Genomic DNA, 22803 nt, shown 5'->3' on the forward strand with positions numbered 1-22803 from the left:
GCAGCCCCCTTCAGATCTCTCCAGAACGGCAGGCCCAGCGTGGAAGTTGTCATCGTTCCGGACGCCGCGTCGGGCGGCGAACTCATCGCCGAGGCCATGGCGCAGCTGCTGCGGCGCACGCCGGACGCCCTGCTCGGCGTGGCCACCGGCTCCACCCCGCTGCCCGTCTACGAGGCGCTGGCGGCCAAGGTGCACGCCGGTGCCGTGGACACCTCGCGGGCCCGGATCGCCCAGCTCGACGAATACGTGGGGCTGCCCGCCGAGCACCCCGAGTCCTATCGCTCGGTGCTGCGGCGCGAGGTGCTGGAGCCGCTGGGCATCGGGATGGAGGCGTTCCTCGGGCCCGACGGCACGGCCGAGGACATCCAGGCGGCGTGCGCGGCGTACGACGCGGCGCTGGCGGCGGCCGGCGGGGTGGACCTCCAGCTGCTGGGGATCGGGACGGACGGGCACATCGGGTTCAACGAGCCGTGCTCCTCGCTCGCCTCGCGCACCCGGATCAAGACGCTGACCGAGCAGACCCGCGTCGACAACGCGCGCTTCTTCGAGGGTGACATCGAGCAGGTCCCGCACCATGTGATCACGCAGGGCATCGGCACGATCCTGGAGGCCCGGCACCTGGTGCTGCTGGCGACGGGCGAGGGCAAGGCGGACGCCGTCGCGGCCACCGTCGAGGGCCCGGTCGCGGCGGTGTGCCCCGCCTCCGCGCTCCAGCTCCACCCGCACGCCACGGTCGTCATCGACGAGGGCGCGGCGTCCAAGCTGAAGCTCGCGGACTACTTCCGCCACACCTACGCCGACAAGCCGGAGTGGCAGGGCATCTGAGCCCTGCCCCCGCTCCCCCGCTCCCGTACGACGACGAAGGCGCCGGGTTCCGTTCCAGGAACCCGGCGCCTTCGTCGTCGTGCCTACCGTCCGGCGATGAACTCCGCCGCCGCTCGGCCGCAGACGCGGGCCGCGCCGTGGGTGGCGAGGTGGAGGGCGCCGCGCGGTGGGGCCTGGGGGACGCCCATCTCGACGACGACGGTGTCCGGGCGGGCCGCCAGGAGGGTGTCGAGGGCCGCCGCCATCCAGGGGTGGCGGTGTTCGTCACGGACGACCGCCACGATCCGCCGCTCCTGCGCCGCGGCCAGCGTCGCGCGACCGGCGTCCTCCCCGGTGAAGCTGCCCGTCCGCGTCCCCGGCAGCAGCCGGGCCAGTTCCGCGGCCACGCCCCACGGGGTCTCGTCGCCGACGGCGATGTTGGCGACCGGGGTGAGGGCGGCGACGTACGGGGGCTCGGTGAGCGGGGTAAAGCCGTCCGCGCCGGTGACGCGGAGGGCTCGGCGGGCGGCGGTCAGGCCGATCTCCGGTTCGGCCGCGCCGCCCTCGGTGGACGCCGTGGCCGTCCAGCGGGCCAGGGCCCGTACCCGTCGCGCCGCGTCGGCCAGGCGTTCCTCGGGGAGATCGCCGGTGCGCACGGCGGTGATCAGGGCGTCGCGCAGCCGGCGTACCGTCTCGTCGTCGGCGAGGCCGCCGCCCACGCAGATGGCGTCGGCGCCGGCGGCGATCGCGAGGACGCTGCCCCGCTCGATGCCGTAGGTGCCGGCGATGGCCTGCATCTCCATGCCGTCGGTGACGATCAGGCCGTCGTAGCCGAGTTCCTCGCGCAGGAGACCGGTGAGGATGCGGCGGGACAACGTTGCCGGGCGGACCGGGTCCAGGGCCGGGACCAGGATGTGGGCGCTCATGACGGCCCGGGTGCCGGCGCTGATGGCCGCGTGGAAGGGGATCAGCTCGCGGTCCGAGAGGACCTCCGTCGGCACGTCGATGCGCGGCAACGCGTGATGGGAGTCGACGGCCGTGTCGCCGTGGCCCGGGAAGTGCTTGGTGCAGGCCGCCACGCCGGCGGACTGGAGGCCGGTGACATAGGCGGCGGTGTGCCGGGCGACCAGGCCGGGGTCGGCCCCGAAGGAGCGGACGCCGATGACCGGGTTCGCCGGGTCGGAATTGACGTCCGCCGACGGGGCCCAGTTCAGGTTCACCCCGCACTCCGCGAGCCGTCGGCCCAGCTCGTGGGCGACCCGGCGGGTCAGGTCCACGTCGTCCACCGCGCCCAGCGCGTGGTTGCCGGGGAAGGAGGAGCCGGTGCGCACCTCCAGGCGGGTGACGTCGCCGCCCTCCTCGTCGATCGCGACCAGGACGTCGTCCCGCTCGGCGCGCAACTGGGCGGTGAGGGCGGAGAGTTGCTCCGGGGAGGCGATGTTGCGGCCGAACAGGCCGACCGAGGCCAGGCCCTCGCCGAGGCGGCGCAGCAGCCAGTCGGGGGCGGTCACGCCCGTGAAGCCGGGCTGCAGGACGGTCAGCGCGTCCCGGGTCAGGGTGTCGGTACCGCTGGTGATGGTCGTCATCGGGGCGTCATCCCTTCACGGCGCCCGCGGTGAGACCCGCGGCCATCTTGCGCTGGACGAGGAGGAACAGGGCGACGATGGGGACGGCCATCATGGTGGCGCCGGCCATCATCGGGGCGTACTCGGTGCCGTGCTTGGTGGTGAAGTTGCCGAGCCAGACGGTCGCGGTCTGGTTCTTCTGGCTGAGCAGCATCAGTGCGTACAGGTACTCGTTCCAGGCCTGGATGAAGGCGTAGACCGAGGTGGCGACCATGCCGGGGGCCAGGAGCGGGAAGACGACCCGGACGAAGGCGCCGGTGCGGGAGCAGCCGTCGACCATCGCGGCCTCCTCCAGCTCCTTGGGGATGTTGACGATGAAGCCGCGCAGGGTCCACACCGTGAACGGGAGGACGAAGGTCAGGTAGGTGATGATCAGACCGGACAGCCTGTCGTACTGGTTCAGGTCGTTCAGCAGCAGGAAGACCGGGATGATCATGGCGACCAGCGGGACCATCTGGACCGCCAGGATGCCCACGATCACGATCTTGCGGCCGCGGAAGGCGAACCGGGAGATGGCGAGGGCGGCCAGCAGTCCGACGACCATGCCGATCACGACGACCGCCAGGGAGACGACCAGGCTGCGCCCGACCGGGCCCCAGAAGTCGGCGATGTCCAGGGCGCGGCCGAAGTTGGAGAAGGTCACACTGGTCGGCAGCAGGCTCGGGTCCGGGTCGATGGCGTCCTTCGCCGGTTTGAACGCCGTGTTGAGCATCCAGTAGACGGGGAAGCCGGCGACGGCGAAGACGAGGAGACCGAGGAGGTTCCAGCCGAGCTTCGACCGCCCCGGAGCGGACACCGTACTCATTCGACCTCTCCGATCTTGAGCATCTGACGCATGTAGACGGCGACCACCCCGAGCAGCAGCAGCACGGTGATCAGGGCGATCGCCGAGCCCTGCCCGTAGTCGTTGACGACGAAGGCGCGGTCGTAGGAGTAGGTCGTCAGGATCTGGAACTCGGGCTCCGGGTGGCCGTTGCGCATCACGAAGACCTGCGGGAAGACGCCCATGTCCCAGATGACCGACAGGGTCGTGAGCATCACGATGATCGGCTTGAGGATGGGCAGGGTGACGTACCGGAAGACGCCCCAGGCGCCGGCACCGTCGAGGCGGGCGGCCTCCTCCAGCTCGGCGGGGACCTGGGTGAGGCCGGCGCTGAGGGTGATCACCACGAAGGGCACCGCGCCCCAGATCACCAGCAGCATGATGACGGCGAGGCCCTGCGGTCCGCTCGCGAACCAGTTGTGGCCGATCAGGTCGACGCCGGGGAGCTTGCTCAGGACCGCGTTGAGGATGCCGTAGTCGGAGTCGAACAGCCATTTGAAGACGGTGGTGGCGACGATGACCGGCATCCCCCAGCTGGCCACCAGGGCGATGTTGATCAGGGTCTTCACCCAGCCGGAGACCCGCTGGAGGAGCAGCGCGATCAGCATGCCGAGGACCATCGTGAGGATCACGCAGCCGGCGGCGAAGACGACCGTACGGACGACGACCTGCCAGAACTCGCCGTCGCCCAGCACGCCCGCGAAGTTGTCGAAGCCGACGGACTCGGCGGGCTGGAAGCCCCAGAGCTGGGACTGGCCGAACTTCTGGAAGGAGATCGTGACCAGGCGGACCAGCGGATAGCCCATCACCAGGGCGAGAACCAGCAGACAGGGCGCGAGCAGCAGCCAGGGGGTGCCGGCGGTGGCCGCGCCCCGTCGTCCCGATGGCTTGCTCACGTCGGCCCGTGGTGGGGGTGACGGCCGCGTCGGCGGCACCTTGGCAGGGGTGGTCGTGTCTGCGGCACTCATCCGCGCGCTCCTCAGCGGTCCCTCGGGTCGTACGAAGGCGAAGCCCCGTACGGGTCGTACGGGAGGCGGCGCCCGGCGCGGGGCGGGGCGCCGCCGTCAGGTCACTTGGTGTTGATGACCTTGTCGATCGCGGCGTCCGCTTCCTTCGCGGCGTCCTCGACCGACTTCTTGCCGGTGCCGATGCTCTGCAGCATGGTCTGGAGCACCTGGGCCTTCTCGACCTGGCCCCAGCCGGGGGCCATCGGGACGAACCAGTTGGACTCGGCCGCGGTGGCCGGGACGGCCGTCGCCGGGTCGTTCTTGAGGGTGGCGAGGTCGGTCTTGTTGTTGGGCAGGTTGCCCTTGGCCATCAGGCCCTTCTGGCCGGAGGGGCCGGTGAAGGCGTTGATCCACTCGGCGGCGAGGTCCTGCGCGTCCGACTTCACGGGGACGGCGAGGTCGGAGCCGCCCAGGAACACGGGGAGGTTCTTGCCGGACGGGCCGGGCATCACGAAGTTCTCGACGTTGTCCTTGAGCTTGCCCGTCTTGTCGTTCTCCGGGGCGGCGGCCGTGGCGCCCTCCCAGGCGGGGGCGAAGATCATGCCGGACTTGCCCTGGCCGTAGACGATGTAGCGGTCGGACTCGTCCTTGGTCTTGTCGCCGTGCATGTACGTGTCGACGACGTTCTTGAACTCGTTGAGGCCCTTGAGTGACTCGGGCGAGGAGAGGTTGGCCTTCCACTGGCCGCCCGACTCGACGGCGATCGAGCCGCCGGCGTCGTAGACGAAGGACATGGCCGCGTACCAGTCGCGGGTGGGCTGGTACCAGGCGGAGAACTTGTCGCCCTCCTTCTTCTGCACCTTGTCGAGGGCGGCGGTCAGCTCGGCGTAGGTCTTCGGGGTGGACTTCACGCCCACCGAGGCGAAGACGTCCTTGCGCCAGTTGGCGACGCGGCCGCCGGCATAGTAGGGGACGCCGTAGGTCTTGCCGTCGTAGGTCACCGAGGCCTTGAGGCCGTCCAGCCACGCGGAGGAGTTGTCGAACTTCGCGGCGTCGAGGGGGGCGAAGGCGCCCTTGACCATGTAGCCGAGCATCTCCGTGTTGCCCATCTCGACCACGTCGGGGGCCTTGTCGGTGGCGAGCACCGCGTCGAGCTTGGCGTTCTTGTCCGGCCAGCCGTAGTACTCGTGAGTGATCTTGACGCCGGGGTGCTTCTTCTGCACCGCCGCGTCGGCGGCCTTCACCAGCTCGGGCCAGTTGTTCTGGGCGTCGACGGTCAGCCAGACCGTCAGCTCCTTGGCGTCGGTGCCCTTCGAGTCCCCGCTGCCACTGTCGTCCCCGCACGCCGCGATGGAGACCATCATGCCCGCGATACCGATCGCGGCTATCAGCTTGCGCTTCACGCCACCCTCCTCAGGGATGCCACAAACCCCCCTGCCTCCCCGCCGCGGTCGAGCGTCAACGCGTACCGTCCGTGGGGCCAGGACCTGGACCATTGGTGTAGACCAGTACCGGGAGCTTGGCTCAGACCAATAGGGCTGTCAAGGGTGTGCGAGCGCGGTGGAGTCCTCCGTTACGCGACCGCGATATGCAGGGACTTTTCGTTTTTCGGCCACCGGGACGGAGGGGGATCGGGCGCCCGCGCGCGGGTGTACCACCGGGCCGGCCACCGGCCCCGGAAACGGAATCCTGGACTAGACCAAGGGCGGGCGTGAAGGTATACAGAGGAGATCACGGGCGTGCGAGGTCACCCACACGGGACATCCGCGCACCAAGCCGTGCCACGATGTGAGCCGCGGCCGACATGCATGTCGGCCATTTCGGCACCAGGAGCCGGGAAGGCAGGCCATGAGCACCGACGTCAGCAGTGCGGAGAACGAGGGTGGGGCGACCGTCCGTACCGCGCGTGTGCCCAAGTACTACCGCTTGAAGAAGCACCTGCTCGACATGACGGAGACCCAGGCGCCGGGCACCCCGGTCCCGCCGGAGCGGACCCTGGCGGCCGAGTTCGACACCTCGCGGACCACCGTCCGCCAGGCCCTCCAGGAGCTGGTCGTCGAGGGCCGCCTGGAGCGCATCCAGGGCAAGGGCACGTTCGTCGCCAAGCCGAAGGTCTCCCAGGCGCTGCAACTCACCTCCTACACCGAGGACATGCGCGCCCAGGGTCTCGAACCCACCTCGCAACTGCTGGACATCGGCTACATCACCGCCGACGACACCCTCGCCGGGCTGCTCGACATCACCGCCGGCGGCCGCGTGCTGCGCATCGAGCGGCTACGCATGGCCAACGGCGAGCCGATGGCGATCGAGACGACCCATCTCTCGGCGAAGCGTTTCCCCGCGCTGCGCAGGTCCCTGGTGAAGTACACCTCGCTCTACACCGCCCTCGCCGAGGTCTACGACGTCCATCTGGCCGAGGCCGAGGAGACCATCGAGACCTCCCTGGCCACCCCGCGCGAGGCCGGTCTGCTCGGCACCGACGTCGGCCTGCCGATGCTGATGCTCTCCCGGCACTCGCTGGACAAGGAGGGCAAGCCGGTGGAGTGGGTGCGGTCGGTGTACCGGGGCGACCGCTACAAGTTCGTGGCGCGTCTGAAGCGGCCCACGGACTGAGGAGCCTCCCCTCCGCGAGTCCTTCCGGCTCCTTCCGGCTCCTCCGGCTCCTTCCGGTGGTGTCCCGATCTCCTTCCGGTAGTGTCCCGATCTGCGGCCGAACCGTGCAGATGCAGGGGCGATATGCGGAGGCGGTCTTCCGCTGCGCTTACCCGTCACTTACATTGCCTGCGCATTGCAAAGGTGATCAAGGCAATCAGTGAGGGGACGGAGCCGCCGATGTCAGACACCCCGGAAGGAACCAGGGAACCGGTGGTGACGCCCGCGCGCGTCATCATCGCCCTCTGCCTGCTCGCGCCGTTCGTGGCGATGCTGTGGGTGGGCTCGTACACGAAGGTGGATCCCGCGTTCATCGGGATCCCGTTCTTCTACTGGTACCAGATGCTGTGGGTGCTGGTCTCGACCGTGCTCACGATGGTCGCCTACACGCTGTGGCGGCGTGACCAGCGCGCCCGCGAGTCCCGGAACGGGGGCGGCGCGAAGTGAACGACGGCGTGAACGGCGTGGCACTCGCCGTCTTCATCATCTTCTTCCTGGCCGTCACGGTCATGGGCTTCCTGGCCGCGCGCTGGCGCAAGGCCGAGAACGAGCACAGCCTCGACGAGTGGGGTCTGGGCGGCCGCTCCTTCGGCACCTGGGTCACCTGGTTCCTGCTGGGCGGTGACCTCTACACGGCGTACACCTTCGTCGCCGTGCCCGCGGCGATCTACGCGGCGGGCGCGGCCGGCTTCTTCGCGGTGCCGTACACGATCCTCGTCTACCCGCTGATCTTCACCTTCCTGCCCCGCCTGTGGTCGGTCTCGCACAAGCACGGGTACGTGACGACGTCCGACTTCGTGCGCGGGCGCTGGGGCTCGAAGGGCCTGTCGCTGGCGGTGGCGCTGACCGGCATCCTGGCGACGATGCCGTACATCGCGCTCCAGCTGGTCGGCATCCAGGCCGTGCTCGACGTGATGGGTGTCGGCGGCGGCGAGAACACCAACTGGTTCGTCAAGGACCTGCCGCTGCTGATCGCCTTCGGCGTGCTGGCCGCGTACACCTACTCGTCCGGGCTGCGGGCTCCCGCGCTGATCGCGTTCGTGAAGGACACGCTGATCTACATCGTCATCGCGGTGGCGATCATCTACATCCCGATCAAGCTCGGCGGGTTCGACGACATCTTCGCCAAGGCGAGCGAGGCGTTCGGCCAGACCAACCCGGCGACGGGCAAGCCGCGCGGCTCCCTGGTCCCGGCCGAGGCCGGTCAGTGGACGTACGCCACCCTGGCGCTCGGCTCCGCGCTGGCGCTCTTCATGTACCCGCACTCGATCACCGCGACCCTGTCCTCCAGGAGCCGTGAGGTGATCCGCCGCAACACCACGATCCTGCCGCTGTACTCCCTGATGCTCGGCCTGCTGGCCCTGCTGGGCTTCATGGCGATCGCGGCCGGTGTCAAGGTCACCAACGGCCAGCTGGCCATCCCGCAGCTCTTCGAGGACATGTTCCCGGCCTGGTTCGCGGGCGTGGCCTTCGCGGCGATCGGGATCGGCGCGCTCGTCCCGGCGGCCATCATGTCGATCGCGGCCGCGAACCTCTTCACCCGCAACATCTACAAGGACTTCATCAGGCCGGACGCCACGCCGGCGCAGGAGACCAAGGTCTCCAAGCTGGTGTCCCTGCTGGTGAAGGTGGGTGCCCTGGTCTTCGTCCTGACGATGGACAAGACCGTCGCGATCAACTTCCAGCTGCTGGGCGGCATCTGGATCCTGCAGACCTTCCCTGCCCTGGTCGGCGGTCTCTTCACCCGCTGGTTCCACCGCTGGGCGCTGCTCGCCGGCTGGGCGGTCGGCATGGTCTACGGCACGGTCGCCGCGTACGGGGTCGCCTCCCCGACCCAGAAGCACTTCGGCGGCTCGGCGAAGGAGATCCCCGGCATCGGCGAGATCGGCTACATCGGTCTCACGGCCTTCGTCCTCAACGTCGTCGTCACGGTGGTCCTCACCTTCGTCCTCAGGGCCGCGAAGGCCCCCGAGGGCGTCGACGAGACCAGGCCGGAGGACTACACGGCGGACGCGGGCGACCCGGGCGTCCAGGTGGAACTGCCACCGGCGACGGCGGGGACGTCCCACTAGACCGCCCCGGACAGGTCCTAGTCGCGGGTCCGTCTGGCCATCGCGTCCCAGAAGCGGTCCAGTTCGCGGACCCGCATGCCGACCCAGTGCGGTGTCTTCCTGCGCAGCCCCCTGGGCAGCCAGCGCCGCACGCGGCCGGGCAGCAGGGCCTGCTGCTGGCGGCAGAACGGCTCGCGGATCTCTCCCCGGGGCAACCAGCCCCGGGGAGGGTACGGGCAGAGCTGGAAGGTGCAGTCGGGCAGACAGGCCGAGCCCGGCGCGGGCGGGGTGGACGTGCCGATCCGCAGTCCGGGCCGCAGCGGCTCCCGGTTCGTACGGATGCACGGCGGCAGAGGCATACCTGGCTGCTCCGCGCGGGCCAGGCGTTCCTCGACCTCGTCCGGGTGCCCGTCCCGTTCGATGAGGTTCAGCATGATCAGCACATCGGCGACGAGGCGTTGGGCGCGCGGGTCGAGGGTGCTCCAGCCGACCGACGGCGGGATCCACAGGCTGTGCCTGCGGTACCCCCCGCGCTCGTCGGCGCGGGCGCCGATGTTGTCGGCGACGCCCTTCTCGTCGATCCACAGGAACCGCTCGGGCTGCCCGGTCTCCAGGGCGAGGGCCACCAGGTCGCCCGCCTCGGCGACGAACGGATGCAGGGGCCGCCGGACCTGGTCGCCGTCCTCACCGGGCCGGCCCGGCGCCGCGTTCACCGTGCCCGCCATCGACAGCCAGCGCTTCACGGTCCGTACGGCGGTGGCCCCGCCCAGCGGCTGGATCGGCTCGTGCCCGTCGGGGTGGCCGCCGTTGCGCCCCGCCGCACCGTGCCCCCGGTCATTGCCGCCGGCGCTGTCCGCCAGCTCCCACAGGCACAGGGCCTGGAGCAGGCTGAGCTGGGCGTACCAGCACCGGGACTGCTGCAGCACGGTCTCCGCCTGGCGGATCAGGCCGGCGCGGCCGCCCGGGTAGGTGTGCGGGTGCCGTTGGCGCCGGTTGGCCGCGTACTTGAAGCCCTGGGCCAGCGCGGCCTCCAGGGCGAGCGGCAGGTCGGGGGCGCCGCCGGTGAACGCCGGGTCGAGGTGGCGCAGCCACTTGGTGAGGCGTTCCTGGGCCTCGTCGCGGTGGGCCTCGTCGACCGAGCCCAAGAGCATGGGGACCGCCCAGGCCCGCATCACGAACTCCCGGAAGAGAGCGACCCGTTGCTCGCGGTAGCGCGCGTTCAGCTCCCGCCGCTCGCGCTGCAGCCGCCGGACATCCTCGGCCGACGCGGCGCGCGAGGACACCCCGGCCGCTCTCGCCCGCCCCATGCGCGCGGCCCACGTCTCGTACTCCCCTCGCTTCCAGGCCCTCAGCTGCTCCAGCCGGTCGTTGTACTCCTCCACGGGGTCGCTGTTCAGGCCGACCCGCTCGCGGATCACGGCGAACGCCGCGTTGCCGCCGGCTCCGAACTCCTGGGACACGGCCAGGCGGATCGAGTAGGAGGGCTCCTCGATGCCCAGCTGGAACAGCTCCCAGTACAGCGGGGTGGTGTCGATCCGGTCGGAGGTCTTGCGCAGCGCGGCTCCGACCTGCTTGATCAGTCTCCGCTTCGCGTCCCGCAGGGTGCGCCGGTCTCCCTTGATGCCGGGCCAGCGTGCGCGCACCTCCGCGACGATGCCGGCCAGCCGTCTCGGGTCGTGCTCCGCGCTCTCGATCTCCACGGCCGCCGCGTAGAGGTCGAGGGCCTTCGGATCGTCCGTGCGGCGGCCCGCGGCCGTGCTCAGCCGGAGGGCCGGCGGGCGGCCCCGCACGGATGTCTGCCGGGCCAGCTCGGCGATCTCCTTGCGCACGTCGGCCCGGATCCCGCCGCCCCGGGCCGGAAGGCTCGCCGCCCGCGCCCGGGACAGCAGCACCAGGGCGATGAGCAGCTCACGGCTGGGACCGGGCGGCTGGAGCGCCTGTTCGACCAGTTCCCCGGCGCCCCGCTCCCCCAGGTGGTTCAGCACGCGGTAGCCGAAGTAGGCCTGGATGATGCTGTGCGGGAAACGGACCCTGCGCTCGAAGCCCTCCACCAGCTTGAGCTTGCTCGCGTGGGCCGCGAGGCGGGCCAGGGCGGCGTGGCACTGGTCCATGTTCCCCGCGTGCAGCCGTCTGCGCTCGTCGTCGCCGAGCCGCTCGCACAGCGCGTCCCAGATCCGCTGCCGGTGCCAGTCGGAGAGGTCGTTCCCGTGCTTGCCGTACTGGTCGAAGACGCGGCCGGCCCACAGGTGCTGTGCCCGGGCCCGGGCGCGCCGCGCCGGTCCGGGGTGCAGGACGTCCGGGTCGAGCAGCTCCGCGAGGCCGACCTCCAGCTTGTCCTGGAGCAGTCCGACGCAGGCCAGGGCCGAGGCCACCTCGAGGGTGTCCCGGCGCTCCTGCGGGGCCAGCGCGACGTCCTCGCGCAGCTTCCCCTCGCACAGCGCCTCGGCCCAGGTCTCCAGCAGCCAGAGCCGCAGGGTGGCGCGGTCACGGCTGCGGGTGTTCATGTGGTGGGGATCGGCGTCCGGACGGTCGTGCTCCAGGGCTCCGCGCCGGTGCAGTTCGCGGGCGATCTGGAGGTAGACCGGTGACTCGGTCACCTCCGCCGTCTCCACGATCCAATCCACCCGGCGCTCGTCGGTCTCCGGTACGCCCGCCTCGACGAACCGCAGCGCCGCCTCCTCGCCGAGCGGTTCCAGTTCGACGATCGCGGCGGAGGTGCTCTCCAGCGGGCTGTGCGGCCGGGAGGCGATGACCAGGGGCAGCTTCTCCTCGTGGGCGCGTTCGATGGCCCGTCGGATGACGTTGTCCCGGTTCTGCTGGCGCCCGTCGTCGAGGAGGGCCTCCTCCAGGCCGTCGGCGAGGACGACCGGCTTGTCGTCGGCGAGGAGCTGTTGCCAGACCCGGTCGGTCTTGCCGCGCGCCAGGATGCCCTTGGGTGCCTCGTCGGCGAAGCGGCGCCTGGCGAGATGTTCGAAGTTCAGGTCGCCCCCGTCGACCGCGTCCCGCAGCCGGATCGGTACGGGTACGGCGTTCTGGTGGGCCAGGAGTTCGGTGAGCCGTACGAGGACGGCGGTCTTCCCCGCGCCGACGCCGCCGACGAGCAGATAGGGCCGGCGGGTGTCGCGCTCGCGCAGCCGCTCGGCGATGACCTGGGCGATCTCCTCCCGTCCCACGATCTCGGCGGTGTCGTGCCCGGCGGTGGGCACCAGCTTGCGGGGATCGCGCAGTGCCTTGGCGAGGTATCGCCGTTTGGTCCAGCGGTACCACCAGAACAGGAAGAGCGTGGCGGCGATCGAGGCGGCGAGGATCGGACCGACGAACTTGAAGACGGTGTCGAAACCCTGGTTGTGCTGCCGCCATTTCTCGAAGCCGGTCGTCTCGCTCGTGATGAGGATGGCCAGGCCCTCCCCGATCCAGGCGAGCAGCGCGAGCACGGCGACGAGCCAGACGATCCGGGTGACGTTGGCGTAGGTGACCCAGCGGCGCCATTTCCGGGGGCGGGTGGCCCCGCGGCGGGCCTCCAGACGGATCGTCAGGGTGTGCCAGCGGCCCACGAGGCCCTGTCCTACCCGGCTTCCCGCGCGCCGGAGGTCCAGTGTCGCCATCGGCGCGTCGCGCGGCCGTTCCTTGCCGGGCAGGTGGCGGACGACCCTCGTCATCGTGTGCTCCCTCCGAGAGCGGATCTCGGGACGGAGGACCTGCGGGGCGCCGACGCCTTCTTCCATGGAAGCACTCCCGGCACGCCCCGCAACCCGGCCGCCCCACCGCGGAAATCGGGGGCTCCCGGGTGCGGCCGTCCGACAGACTCGGGGCCATGGACATCGTGATACGACCGGCGGAGATCGCCGAGTACGAGGCGCTGGGCGAGATCACCGCCCGGGCCTATCTCGAGGACGGCCTCCTCGACTACGGCGGGAACGACCTGTACCTGCCCGTGCTGAAGGACGTGGCCGGGCGGGCGGCCGCCGCCGAGGTGCTCGTAGCCGTGGAGGGCGGCCGGCTCCTCGGTGGGGTGACCTTCGTCCCGGGCCCCGGCCCGATGGCCGATCTGGCGGTTCCCGGCGAGGCCGAGATCCGGATGCTCGCCGTCGACCGGGCCGGCCGCGGCCGGGGTGCCGGTGAGGCCCTCGTGTGGGCCTGCGTCGAGCGCGCGCGGGCCGTCGACGGCTGCGCGCGTGTCGTGCTGTCGACCCAGCGGACCATGTACGCGGCCCATCGCATCTACGAACGTCTCGGCTTCGTCCGAACACCCGAGCGGGACTGGAATCCCGTGCCGGAGCTGGACGACATCACTCTGCTCGCCTATCAGTTGACGCTCTGAAACCGCCTCGACACAACATCTGGGGGTGGCGTGACCGGCGAGCACAAGATGTATGCTCATGCTCGCTGTCGTCGCAGGGGAATCCGGTGCGAATCCGGAACTGTCCCGCAACGGTGTACTTGTGCATGTCTGTTCCCAGGAGCCGTCGTGCGCAGGAGTCAGTCCGAGGACCTGCCGACAGCGCACCCGGCCGTCCGGCTCGGGTGCCTGCCGTCCGGGCCTCGTGGAGTGGGCCGGTGGACCGCGACGCCGTGCGCGCTCGTGTGCTGCCCCCTGCCCTCCGCCAGGCCCATTGCCGAGCGAGGGAGAGCCCCCACGTGACCATCGCGCCAGCCGACCCGGCTTCAGCCATCCAGCTGGACACCGACGGTCCCGGTACCGCGTTGCTGCGGACCCTGACCGAGCTGACCGCCGACCTCCCCGACGCCGACCCCGGCCGGGTCGCCGCCGCCGCGCTGCGCGGCCGGTCCGCGCGGGCGGACGAGACGGAGCTGCGCGAGCTGGCCACGGAGGCGGCCGCCGGCCTGATCTCCGAGGACCCCGCCTACTCGAAGCTGGCCGCCCGGCTGCTGACCGTCGGCATCGCCGCCGAGGCCGCCTCGCAGGGCGTGACGACGTTCACCGAGTCCGTCGCCGTCGGCCACCGCGAGGGCCTCATCGCCGACCGCACCGCCGACTTCGTGACGCTGCACGCGGCGCGGCTCGACGCGCTGATCGACACCGGCGCCGACGACCGCTTCGGCTACTTCGGCCTGCGCACCCTGCACAGCCGCTACCTGCTGCGCCACCCCCTCACGCGCAAGGTCGTCGAGACGCCCCAGCACTTCCTGCTGCGGGTCGCCGCCGGCCTCGCCGAGGACGACACCCCGCGCTCCGTCGACGAGGTCGCCGCGCTCTACGGGCTCATGAGCCGGCTCGACTACCTCCCGTCGTCCCCCACGCTCTTCAACTCCGGCACCCGGCACCCGCAGATGTCGTCCTGCTACCTGCTCGACTCCCCGCTGGACGAGCTGGACTCCATCTACGACCGCTACCACCAGGTGGCCCGGCTCTCCAAGCACGCCGGCGGCATCGGACTGTCGTACAGCCGGATCCGCTCCCGCGGGTCCCTCATCCGCGGCACCAACGGGCACTCCAACGGCATCGTCCCGTTCCTGAAGACCCTGGACGCCTCGGTGGCCGCCGTGAACCAGGGCGGCCGGCGCAAGGGCGCGGCCGCGGTCTACCTGGAGACCTGGCACTCCGACATCGAGGAGTTCCTGGAGCTGCGCGACAACACCGGTGAGGACGCCCGCCGTACGCACAACCTGAACCTCGCGCACTGGGTGCCGGACGAGTTCATGCGCCGGGTGAACGCCGACGAGGTGTGGTCGCTGTTCTCCCCGGCCGACGTGCCCGAGCTGGTCGATCTGTGGGGCGAGGAGTTCGACGCCGCGTACCGCAAGGCGGAGGCCGCCGGGCTCGCCAGGAAGACCATCCCGGCCCGTGATCTGTACGGCCGGATGATGCGCACCCTCGCGCAGACCGGCAACGGCTGGATGACCTTCAAGGACGCGGCCAACCGCACCGCCAACCAGACGGCCGAGCCGGGCCATGTGATCCACTCCTCGAACCTCTGCACGGAGATCCTGGAGGTCACGAACGACGGCGAGACGGCGGTCTGCAACCTGGGGTCGGTCAACCTCGGCGCGTTCGTCGACACGGCGAACGGCGACATCGACTGGGAGCGGCTGGACGAGACCGTCCGCACCGCCGTGACCTTCCTCGACCGGGTCGTCGACATCAACTTCTACCCGACCGAGCAGGCGGGCCGCTCCAACGCCCGCTGGCGCCCGGTGGGCCTGGGCGCGATGGGCCTCCAGGACGTCTTCTTCAAGCTGCGGCTGCCCTTCGACTCCGCCGAGGCCAAGGCGCTGTCCACGCGGATCGCCGAGCGCGTGATGCTCGCCGCGTACGAGGCCTCCGCGGACCTGGCCGAGCGCAACGGCCCGCTGCCGGCCTGGGAGAAGACCCGTACCGCCCGTGGTGTCCTGCACCCCGACCACTACGGCGTCGAGTTCACCTGGCCGGAGCGCTGGGCGGCGCTGCGCGAGCGGATCGCCGCCACCGGGATGCGCAACTCGCTGCTCCTCGCCATCGCGCCGACGGCCACCATCGCCTCCATCGCCGGTGTGTACGAGTGCATCGAGCCGCAGGTGTCCAACCTGTTCAAGCGCGAGACGCTGTCCGGTGAGTTCCTCCAGGTCAACTCGTACCTGGTGCAGGACCTCAAGGCGCTGGGCGTCTGGGACGCGCGGACCCGTGAGGCGCTGCGCGACTCGGGCGGTTCGGTGCAGGACTTCGCGTGGATCCCGGCCGAGGTGCGCGCCCTGTACCGCACGGCGTGGGAGATCCCGCAGCGCGGTCTGATCGACATGGCCGCCGCCCGCACCCCGTACCTGGACCAGGCCCAGTCCCTGAACCTGTTCCTGGAGACGCCGACCATCGGCAAGCTCTCCTCGATGTACGCGTACGCCTGGAAGTCGGGCCTGAAGACGACGTACTACCTGCGTTCGCGCCCGGCGACCCGGATCGCCCGCGCCGCACAGGCCCAAGCCTCCATCCCCGTACAGCAGGTGCCCTCGGAAGAAGCCGTCGCCTGCTCCCTTGAGAACCCCGAGTCCTGCGAGGCCTGCCAGTAATGACCAGCGAAGCCAAGACTGTGTCTGCCAAAAACCTGCTCGACCCGGGCTTCGAGCTGACGCTCCGCCCCATGCGCTACCCGGACTTCTACGAGCGCTACCGGGACGCCATCAAGAACACCTGGACCGTGGAGGAGGTCGACCTCCACTCGGACGTCGCCGACCTGGCGAAGCTGTCCGAGGGCGAGCAGCACATGATCGGCCGGCTGGTCGCGTTCTTCGCGACGGGCGACTCGATCGTCGCGAACAACCTCGTGCTGACGCTGTACAAGCACATCAACTCCCCGGAGGCGCGCCTGTACCTGTCGCGCCAGCTGTTCGAGGAGGCCGTGCACGTCCAGTTCTATCTGACGCTCCTGGACACCTACCTCCCCGACCCGGAGGACAGGGCGGCCGCCTTCGACGCCGTGGAGAACATCCCGTCCATCCGCGAGAAGGCCGAGTTCTGCTTCCGGTGGATCGACGAGGTCGAGAAGCTGGACCGCCTGGAGTCGAAGGCCGACCGCCGCCGCTTCCTGCTCAACCTCATCTGCTTCGCCGCGTGCATCGAGGGCCTGTTCTTCTACGGCGCCTTCGCGTACGTCTACTGGTTCCGCAGCCGGGGTCTGCTGCACGGCCTCGCCACCGGCACCAACTGGGTGTTCCGTGACGAGACCATGCACATGAGCTTCGCGTTCGACGTGGTCGACACCGTCCGCAAGGAGGAGCCGGACCTCTTCGACGACCAGCTCGAACAGCAGGTGACGGACATGCTGCGGGAGGCCGTCGAGGCCGAGCTGCAGTTCGCCCGTGACCTGTGCGGCGACGGCCTCCCGGGGATGAACACCGACTCCATGCGGCAGTACCTGGAGTGCGTCGCCGACCAGCGCCTGGCGCGGCTCGGCTTCGCCCCGGTGTACGGCTCGGAGAACCCGTTCTCCTTCATGGAGCTGCAGGGCGTTCAGGAGCTGACCAACTTCTTCGAGCGCCGCCCGTCGGCGTACCAGGTCGCGGTGGAGGGCTCCGTGGACCTGGACGAGGACTTCTGACGCTCCCTGTCGCCCGGGACCTCCCGGGCCTCCTGGGCCTCCCTGATCTGCCGGTCGGCGCGCCGGTCGCGCACGATGCCGAGCACGGAGGGGAGGACCAGGAGGACGAGGATCCCGAGGACCATGAGCATTCCGATGAGGCCTTCGATCTGGTTCGTGTTCATGGACACCACTGTCCCGCCGGACGCTCCTGACCGTGAGTGGCAGGACTGCCGCACACCTTCAAATTCCTGCCACTCAGGGTGCACACTGTCACCATGCTGCTGCGCTGTCCCGGGGGACAACCCCCGGACCCCCGGCCGAAGAGCGAGAAGAGAGCCTCTGCCAGGAAGCGAGGTTGGCCATGCTGAGCAACGTGGCCGCGGTCCTCCTCGACGGCGTGCATCCCTTCGAGCTCGGCGTCGTCTGCGAGGTGTTCGGCCTCGACCGCAGCGACGAGGGGCTGCCGGTGTACGACTTCGCCGTGGTGTCGGCGGAGGGTCCGGTCCTGGGCACCCATGTCGGCGGGCTCACCGTGTCGACGCCGTACGGCCTCGACCGGCTGGAGGAGGCCGACCTGATCGCCGTACCGGCCTCGGACGCGAATCTCGACCGCGCGTTTCCGCCCGAGCTGCTCGCCGCCCTGCGCCGGGCCGTGGACCGGGGCGCCCGGGTGCTCAGCGTCTGCTCCGGGGTCTTCGTGCTGGGCGCCGCGGGGCTGCTCGACGGCCGGCGCTGCGCCGTGCACTGGCGGCACGCGGACGTGCTGGCCCGCCGCCACCCCCGGACGGTCGTCGAACCGGACGTCCTCTACGTCGACGACGACCCGGTGATCACCTCCGCCGGTACGGCCGCCGGGATCGACGCCTGTCTCCACCTGGTCCGCAAGGAGCAGGGGCCCGAGGTCGCGAACCGGATCGCCCGGCGGATGGTCGTGCCGCCGCACCGGGACGGCGGCCAGGCACAGTACATCGAGCGGCCGCTGCCCAGGTCGTCGTGCGACACGGTCGGCGAGGTGCTGGCGTGGATGGAGGAGCACCTCGACCAGGAGGTCACGGTCGAACAGCTCGCCGCCCGCGCCCACATGTCCCCGCGGACGTTCGCCCGCCGCTTCCAGCAGGAGACGGGTACCACCCCCTACCGCTGGCTGCTGCGGCAGCGCGTACTGCTGGCCCAGCAGCTGCTGGAGGCGACGGACGAGACGATGGACGCGATCGCCTGGCGCACCGGCTTCGGTACGGCGGGCGCCCTGCGCCATCAGTTCGTGCGGGCCCTGGGGACGACCCCGAACGCCTACCGCCGCGCGTTCCGGGGTCCGCAGGCCGCCTGACCCGCACGCCGCGTCTCACCCCGGCAGCGCCCGCAGCATCAGCCGGCGCGGCCGGAGCGTGATGCCGATGTGCGTGCGGGGGTCGGAGCCGGGTGCCCGCTCGAAGCGGAACGCGCTCGCCACGGTCGCGGCGATCAGCGTGAGCGCGGCCATCGAGAAGTGGTCGCTCGGACACTTCCGGTTGCCGACGCCGAACGGCGCCATGGCGTGCTTCGGCACCTCCTCGGAGTGACCGGGCAGCCAGCGGTCGGGGTCGAACTCCTCGTGCCGTTCGAACGACCGCTCGTCGCGCTGGACCGCGTACGGACTGTAGATGATGTCGGCGTCGGCGGGAATGCGGTATCCACCGAGCTCGGTGTCGGTCACCGCGCGCCGGGTCAATATCCATACGGCGGGATACAGCCGCATGGTCTCGACGACGACATTGGCGGTGTGCCGCAGCTTTCGGACGTCGTCGAATGTGACCGGCCGGTCACCGACAACGTTTTTCACCTCTTCGCGGATCTTGTCCACCTGATCCGGGTGCTCCGTGAGCACGTGGAGCAGCGACATGAGCACGGACCCGGCGGTTTCACTGCCCGGGGTGAGTATCGCGATGACCTGGTCGTGGATCTCCTGTTCCCCGATCGGCTCGCCATTCTCGTCCGTCGCCTCCAGCAAAGCCGTCAGCAAATCGTCCGGCTTTTGACCGGATGCCCGGCGGTCGGCGACGATCTCGTCCACCAGGCGATGCAGATCGGCCAGCGCCCGGTTGAATTCGCGGTTGGCCGGAACCGGCACCCGATAAAGCGGTCCGAGGGGTACCACCATGCGTCGGTACATACCGGCGAACAGGGTGGCGAGCGCGGAGGTGATGCGCTCGGAGCGGGCGTCCATGTAGCTGCCGCGCATCAGGCAGCGGGCGGAGATGCGCACGGACACCCGGAAGGCCTCGGCGGTGACGTCGATGACCTCGCCCTTCGACCAGCGGGCGACGAGCGCGTGGGCCTCCTCCTCCATGATCGGCCCGTAGCCGGGGATGGCGTCGAGCCGGAACGCGGGCTGTATGGTGCGCCGCTGCCGGCGGTGGCGCGGGCCGTTGGAGGTGGCCACGCCCTCCTTGCCGAGCAGGCTCTCCAGGGACTCCCACAGGGGTCCGGCGACGATGAAGTCGGGGTTGAGGGCGAGCGCCCCGGTGAGCTCCGGCGCCGTGACGGCGTACACCGTCTTGGGGCCGAGCTTGAGGCGGACGACGTCGCCGTGGTCGCGCAGCCGGGCCAGGAAGGCCAGCGGATGGCGGGCGAGCCTCCAGCCGTGACCCAGGAGCGGGACCCCGCCACCGGCCAGGGGTGGCTCACGCAGTTCGGATGGCGCGGGTGTCGCGGACTTCACCGACTCGACGGTCATTTCTCACCTGCCGCTTCGTTGTTGACGTACGGGGGCGTGGACCGGTCGTCCCAGTTGTCGACCATGTACCGGCCGGACTCGTGGTGGAACCAGTAGACGGAACTGAACCAGTTCCGCATATTCGCGAGGCAGTCCCGTACGGCAGCGGCGAGTTCCTTTCCGCGGACCGTCCCGTCGGCGAGACGGTCCGCGAGCCGTAAGACGTCCCTTTCGACGGCGAGGAACCCGGATATACATCCCTCGACGCGTCGCCGGACTTCTTCCACTGCCTCTTCCAGGGTCAGCCCCTCATGGGTGATGAGACTGATTCCGAGATTGTGCACCTCGTCGCCCGCTATTTCCTTCGGGAGCGAACAGAGGTCGTTGTACCAGGCGGCGAATTCCTGACTCAGCAGGGCCGCGCACCGAAAGGAAGGATGTTTCCGCACCGCATCCGGTATTTCACGTCCCGCACTGAGTTCCAGAAGGTCCGTCCAGATCCAGTGCGCAAAGGTGAGCCGGCGCAGCGCGAGGTATTCGTCGACGCCGGGAACCCGCCCTTCGATGCGATTGTGGAATTCCCGGTCGTACGCCTCGATCACCGCGTGGAAGTGGCGGATGAACCGCGCGTTCCAGGTGCCGGGAAGGAAGGCGAAGAGCCGGCGCGCACTGTCCGCGAGTCCGGCCACCAGCGGATCCCGATGGCGCAGGTGGGCCACCGGGGCGTCCAGCGCGGCATGCAACCGGAGCCTGAGTCGTCGCCAGTCCGCGGTGCGACCGTGCACGACGTCACGGTCGTGCCGGTCGTCCCAGACGAAGAACCAGGCGCTGAAGTCGGCGATGGCCTGCATAACCTCGTCCGAGGCTCCCAGGTAGTATCCCGCCATCAGATCCGTGTAGCACAGGCCGTCGGCATATTCTGCGACCTTGTCCGCCGGCATCAACCGTTTTTCCAGCAGCCAGGCACGGGTCTTCTCCTGCAACTGCGGCCAATACGGATGCAGTTGCCGGGGAAACGCGGCCTCGATGACCGGAAGAGAGAGCGAGGGCGGGACCGCGGGCGCGGCCACCGTCGCCGTGGTGCTGTATGTGGTGCTGCATGGGAAAGCTGGCACGAACAACCCCTCTCAGCCGCCAGTGGGCACACGCCCCTCCCGCCGTGCCGGGCGTGCGCCGTTGCGTATCCCCGCACTCCCCATTCAGCACTACAACTGACCGTTCTGGGAACGGATTTGCTTCATTCACTACCCCAACATGCTGATAATCCACCCCCGCGTGACTGGTTATGGATCAGTCGATGTGCGTAAGCGATCGAACGTCCGACGGACATACGAACGACGCCTGGCCGGGAGGGTTCCCGGCCAGGCGTCGTGATCGCTGCGTACGTGGCTCAGTCGTTGGCGACCACGGGGTAGCGGGGCTCGTTCTCGGCCATCTGCCGCAGCGCGTCCTTGCGTTCGCGCTTGGAGAGCCGGTCGATGTAGAGGTAGCCGTACAGGTGATCCGTCTCGTGCTGCAAACACCGAGCGAAGTACCCGGTGCCGCGCACCTTGATCGGATTGCCCTTCTCGTCCTGCCCGGTCACCTCGGCGTAGTCGGGGCGGGCCAGCGGCGCGTAGGCGGTGGGCACCGACAGGCAGCCCTCGTTGCTGTCGTCCAGCCGGCGCCGGTCGGCGGGCAGTTCGACGAGCTTGGGGTTGCAGACCACGCCGGTGTGCCGGTTGCCCTCGTCGTCGGGGCAGTCGTAGACGAAGACCTTCAGGTCGACGCCGATCTGGTTGGCGGCCAGGCCCACGCCCTCGGCGGTGTGCTGGCTCGCGAACATGTCGTCCACCAGCTTCAGCAGCGCGTCGTCGAACTCGGTGACGTCCTTGCACTCCTTGTGCAGCACCGGGTTCCCGACGACGGTGATCGGCCGCGAGGTGCCGCGCTCGCGGTAGGCCAGCTCCCGCTCCTCCGTCTCCTCGGTGTCGATGACGAAGCCCTCGTCGTCCACGGGGAGCACGCCCGCGTGCTGCTGATCGGTGTCCTGCTGCGCCATGACCGACGTATGCCTTCCTGCAACCTGAAGAGAAATCTGCGAGTACAGCCTAAAGGGAGCGGGCCGGAGGGAGCCGTTCAGCAAACCTCTTCGAGATCCCGCCACGCCCTGGAGTCCGGGCTGTCGGCGACCCAGCCGTCCAGCAGTCCCCGCACCAGCGCAGCGGGCGCGGCCACCCCGCACTCCCGCTCGGGCACCCACAGCTGCCCGTCCGTCCGGTGCCCCAGCGGCCCCGGATGCCCCGGCTCACTGTGGTCGTGGGGGTCGAGATGCTCCCCGTCGCCCTCGTCCGACGGCATCCGCGACTCCGAGCACATCCGGCACAGCAGCCGCACCGACGACGACCAGTCCTCCGCGGCGAAGCCCGCGTCGGCGGCGAGCTGCTCCAGGGCGTCCCGGTCGGCCTCGCTGGCCGCCTCCAGCAGCACCACCCAGGTGGGGACCGGTGACGGCGCCCACAGCTCGATCTCGTCGAAGACGGGGTAGGAGTGCCCGGTGGACGTGGTCCGCTCCCCGTGCGGGACACCGTCGTGCAATACGACCTCGCCCCAGCGCCGCCCGGACGACGGCAGCGGGATCGACAGCACCTCGATGCGCGCGGGATCCAGCCGCCGCCCCCAGACGACCTCGGCCTCCCCTTCCGGGGACAGCCGTACGGCCGCGCTGCCCAGCTCCATGCCGAGGGGCTCGCCGGAGCCGGTCACACTGCCGGGGACGTGCAGCCCGTAGGCCTGCCAGGCGCGGCGGGCCAGCGGCCAGTCCTGGAGCGCGGTGGCGGCGATGCCGACGTTCCACCAGTCGGGGGCGCCGGTCTCCCGGTCGAGCAGGGCCACCGCCCGCAGGCCTGCGGTGCGGGCCTGCTCCCAGTCGTGCCGGAACTTGTGCAGCAGGGCGAGGTTGAACCAGGACTCGGACAGCCAGGGCTCCAGATCGGCGGCACGTGTCAGCAGCGCGCCCGCGTCCTCGTACCGTCCGTCGCCGATCAGCGTGAACGCGCGGTCCGTGGCCTGCCGCCAGGAGGCGGAGGGCCGGTGCCGTCCCTTGCCGAAGATCCTCACGATTCCCGCCTGCCAGTTCCGTGGTGTGGGCTGGCCAGTGCCCCCGGACACTCTCTCCCTCGCATCCAACCACGTGTGGCTGGAAGGCCGCTCATTAC

18 protein-coding genes and 1 riboswitch are annotated in these 22803 nt (G+C 70.2%); of the genes, 8 read left to right on the top strand and 10 right to left on the bottom strand.

The window, feature by feature from the left end:
- The first annotated feature begins 39 nt into the window (after positions 1 to 39).
- Complete coding sequence (gene nagB / locus ACZ6D7_RS10215; RefSeq protein ID WP_469486541.1) at positions 40 to 825, top strand: glucosamine-6-phosphate deaminase; 786 nt, start codon at positions 40 to 42, stop codon at positions 823 to 825.
- A gap of 83 nt (positions 826 to 908) precedes the next feature.
- Here nagB and ACZ6D7_RS10220 read toward each other — a convergent pair whose 3' ends face one another.
- The 4 genes from ACZ6D7_RS10220 to ACZ6D7_RS10235 form a co-directional block, all read right to left on the bottom strand.
- Positions 909 to 2390, bottom strand: coding sequence for a glycoside hydrolase family 3 protein (locus tag ACZ6D7_RS10220; protein ID WP_469486546.1), 1482 nt, complete (start codon positions 2388 to 2390; stop codon positions 909 to 911).
- 7 nt (positions 2391 to 2397) lie between these two features.
- A complete protein-coding gene (locus ACZ6D7_RS10225; RefSeq protein WP_469486549.1) occupies positions 2398 to 3234 on the bottom strand; it encodes a carbohydrate ABC transporter permease in 837 nt (278 codons plus the stop codon).
- Positions 3231 to 4220: a carbohydrate ABC transporter permease gene (locus ACZ6D7_RS10230; RefSeq protein WP_469486552.1), complete on the bottom strand. Its 990-nt coding sequence runs from the start codon at positions 4218 to 4220 to the stop codon at positions 3231 to 3233. Before ACZ6D7_RS10230 ends, ACZ6D7_RS10225 begins: the two co-directional genes overlap by 4 nt.
- Positions 4221 to 4321: 101 nt before the next feature.
- Positions 4322 to 5602, bottom strand: a complete 1281-nt coding sequence (locus tag ACZ6D7_RS10235; protein ID WP_469486554.1) for an extracellular solute-binding protein — start codon at positions 5600 to 5602, stop codon at positions 4322 to 4324.
- A gap of 445 nt (positions 5603 to 6047) precedes the next feature.
- Here ACZ6D7_RS10235 and ACZ6D7_RS10240 point away from each other — a divergent pair, with 445 nt between their 5' ends.
- The 3 genes from ACZ6D7_RS10240 (at position 6048) to mctP (ending at position 8923) form a co-directional block, all read left to right on the top strand.
- Positions 6048 to 6812, top strand: a complete 765-nt coding sequence (locus tag ACZ6D7_RS10240; RefSeq protein ID WP_469486557.1) for a GntR family transcriptional regulator — start codon at positions 6048 to 6050, stop codon at positions 6810 to 6812.
- Between the two features lie 219 nt (positions 6813 to 7031).
- Positions 7032 to 7298, top strand: a complete 267-nt coding sequence (locus tag ACZ6D7_RS10245) for a DUF3311 domain-containing protein (protein ID WP_469486560.1) — start codon at positions 7032 to 7034, stop codon at positions 7296 to 7298.
- On the top strand, positions 7295 to 8923 hold the full coding sequence (gene mctP / locus ACZ6D7_RS10250; protein ID WP_469486564.1) for a monocarboxylate uptake permease MctP: 1629 nt from the start codon (positions 7295 to 7297) through the stop codon (positions 8921 to 8923). Before ACZ6D7_RS10245 ends, mctP begins: the two co-directional genes overlap by 4 nt.
- Before the next feature lie 17 nt (positions 8924 to 8940).
- On the opposite strand, the gene ACZ6D7_RS10255 is transcribed toward mctP, so the two are convergent.
- Positions 8941 to 12561, bottom strand: coding sequence for an NACHT domain-containing protein (locus ACZ6D7_RS10255; protein WP_469486567.1), 3621 nt, complete (start codon positions 12559 to 12561; stop codon positions 8941 to 8943).
- 155 nt (positions 12562 to 12716) lie between these two features.
- Here ACZ6D7_RS10255 and ACZ6D7_RS10260 point away from each other — a divergent pair, with 155 nt between their 5' ends.
- From ACZ6D7_RS10260 to ACZ6D7_RS10270, 3 genes are all read left to right on the top strand, one after another.
- Positions 12717 to 13223 (top strand): GNAT family N-acetyltransferase, encoded by a 507-nt coding sequence (locus ACZ6D7_RS10260; RefSeq protein WP_469486570.1) that lies wholly within the window; start codon positions 12717 to 12719, stop codon positions 13221 to 13223.
- Positions 13224 to 13275: 52 nt separating this feature from the next.
- A riboswitch (cobalamin riboswitch) is annotated at positions 13276 to 13416 on the top strand.
- A 124-nt stretch (positions 13417 to 13540) separates the two neighbouring features.
- Positions 13541 to 15904: a ribonucleoside-diphosphate reductase subunit alpha gene (locus ACZ6D7_RS10265; RefSeq protein ID WP_469486575.1), complete on the top strand. Its 2364-nt coding sequence runs from the start codon at positions 13541 to 13543 to the stop codon at positions 15902 to 15904.
- Entirely contained in the window at positions 15904 to 16932 is a 1029-nt protein-coding gene (locus ACZ6D7_RS10270; protein WP_469486577.1) for a ribonucleotide-diphosphate reductase subunit beta, read from the top strand. Before ACZ6D7_RS10265 ends, ACZ6D7_RS10270 begins: the two co-directional genes overlap by 1 nt.
- On the opposite strand, the gene ACZ6D7_RS10275 is transcribed toward ACZ6D7_RS10270, so the two are convergent.
- Positions 16845 to 17096: a hypothetical protein gene (locus ACZ6D7_RS10275; RefSeq protein ID WP_469486581.1), complete on the bottom strand. Its 252-nt coding sequence runs from the start codon at positions 17094 to 17096 to the stop codon at positions 16845 to 16847. The two genes, ACZ6D7_RS10270 and ACZ6D7_RS10275, sit on opposite strands and share 88 nt — an antisense overlap.
- 179 nt (positions 17097 to 17275) lie before the next feature.
- Between ACZ6D7_RS10275 and ACZ6D7_RS10280 the strand changes: the two genes are divergently transcribed.
- Entirely contained in the window at positions 17276 to 18241 is a 966-nt protein-coding gene (locus tag ACZ6D7_RS10280) for a helix-turn-helix domain-containing protein (protein ID WP_469486585.1), read from the top strand.
- A 15-nt stretch (positions 18242 to 18256) separates the two neighbouring features.
- On the opposite strand, the gene ACZ6D7_RS10285 is transcribed toward ACZ6D7_RS10280, so the two are convergent.
- The 4 genes from ACZ6D7_RS10285 to ACZ6D7_RS10300 all read right to left on the bottom strand — a co-directional run bounded on the left by ACZ6D7_RS10285 (position 18257) and on the right by ACZ6D7_RS10300 (position 22705).
- Entirely contained in the window at positions 18257 to 19627 is a 1371-nt protein-coding gene (locus ACZ6D7_RS10285) for a bifunctional albaflavenone monooxygenase/terpene synthase (RefSeq protein ID WP_469486588.1), read from the bottom strand.
- Entirely contained in the window at positions 19624 to 20721 is a 1098-nt protein-coding gene (gene cyc1, locus ACZ6D7_RS10290; RefSeq protein ID WP_469486591.1) for an epi-isozizaene synthase, read from the bottom strand. Before cyc1 ends, ACZ6D7_RS10285 begins: the two co-directional genes overlap by 4 nt.
- A gap of 275 nt (positions 20722 to 20996) precedes the next feature.
- Complete coding sequence (gene def / locus ACZ6D7_RS10295; RefSeq protein WP_469486593.1) at positions 20997 to 21647, bottom strand: peptide deformylase; 651 nt, start codon at positions 21645 to 21647, stop codon at positions 20997 to 20999.
- A 77-nt stretch (positions 21648 to 21724) separates the two neighbouring features.
- Positions 21725 to 22705, bottom strand: coding sequence for a tetratricopeptide repeat protein (locus tag ACZ6D7_RS10300; protein WP_469486596.1), 981 nt, complete (start codon positions 22703 to 22705; stop codon positions 21725 to 21727).
- Between the last annotated feature and the right edge of the window lie 98 nt (positions 22706 to 22803).

Source organism: Streptomyces sp. NPDC041784 (assembly GCF_055591025.1).

What these genes read in the sequence shown, in the direction of transcription:
- ACZ6D7_RS10220 (WP_469486546.1), bottom strand. Translation starts at nt 2,390, where the DNA reads ATGACGACCATCACCAGCGGTACCGACACCCTGACCCGGGACGCGCTG.
- ACZ6D7_RS10225 (WP_469486549.1), bottom strand. Translation starts at nt 3,234, where the DNA reads ATGAGTACGGTGTCCGCTCCGGGGCGGTCGAAGCTCGGCTGGAACCTC.
- ACZ6D7_RS10230 (WP_469486552.1), bottom strand. Translation starts at nt 4,220, where the DNA reads ATGAGTGCCGCAGACACGACCACCCCTGCCAAGGTGCCGCCGACGCGG.
- ACZ6D7_RS10240 (WP_469486557.1), top strand. Translation starts at nt 6,048, where the DNA reads ATGAGCACCGACGTCAGCAGTGCGGAGAACGAGGGTGGGGCGACCGTC.
- ACZ6D7_RS10245 (WP_469486560.1), top strand. Translation starts at nt 7,032, where the DNA reads ATGTCAGACACCCCGGAAGGAACCAGGGAACCGGTGGTGACGCCCGCG.
- ACZ6D7_RS10255 (WP_469486567.1), bottom strand. Translation starts at nt 12,561, where the DNA reads ATGACGAGGGTCGTCCGCCACCTGCCCGGCAAGGAACGGCCGCGCGAC.
- ACZ6D7_RS10260 (WP_469486570.1), top strand. Translation starts at nt 12,717, where the DNA reads ATGGACATCGTGATACGACCGGCGGAGATCGCCGAGTACGAGGCGCTG.
- ACZ6D7_RS10270 (WP_469486577.1), top strand. Translation starts at nt 15,904, where the DNA reads ATGACCAGCGAAGCCAAGACTGTGTCTGCCAAAAACCTGCTCGACCCG.
- ACZ6D7_RS10275 (WP_469486581.1), bottom strand. Translation starts at nt 17,096, where the DNA reads ATGAACACGAACCAGATCGAAGGCCTCATCGGAATGCTCATGGTCCTC.
- ACZ6D7_RS10280 (WP_469486585.1), top strand. Translation starts at nt 17,276, where the DNA reads ATGCTGAGCAACGTGGCCGCGGTCCTCCTCGACGGCGTGCATCCCTTC.
- ACZ6D7_RS10285 (WP_469486588.1), bottom strand. Translation starts at nt 19,627, where the DNA reads ATGACCGTCGAGTCGGTGAAGTCCGCGACACCCGCGCCATCCGAACTG.
- def (WP_469486593.1), bottom strand. Translation starts at nt 21,647, where the DNA reads ATGGCGCAGCAGGACACCGATCAGCAGCACGCGGGCGTGCTCCCCGTG.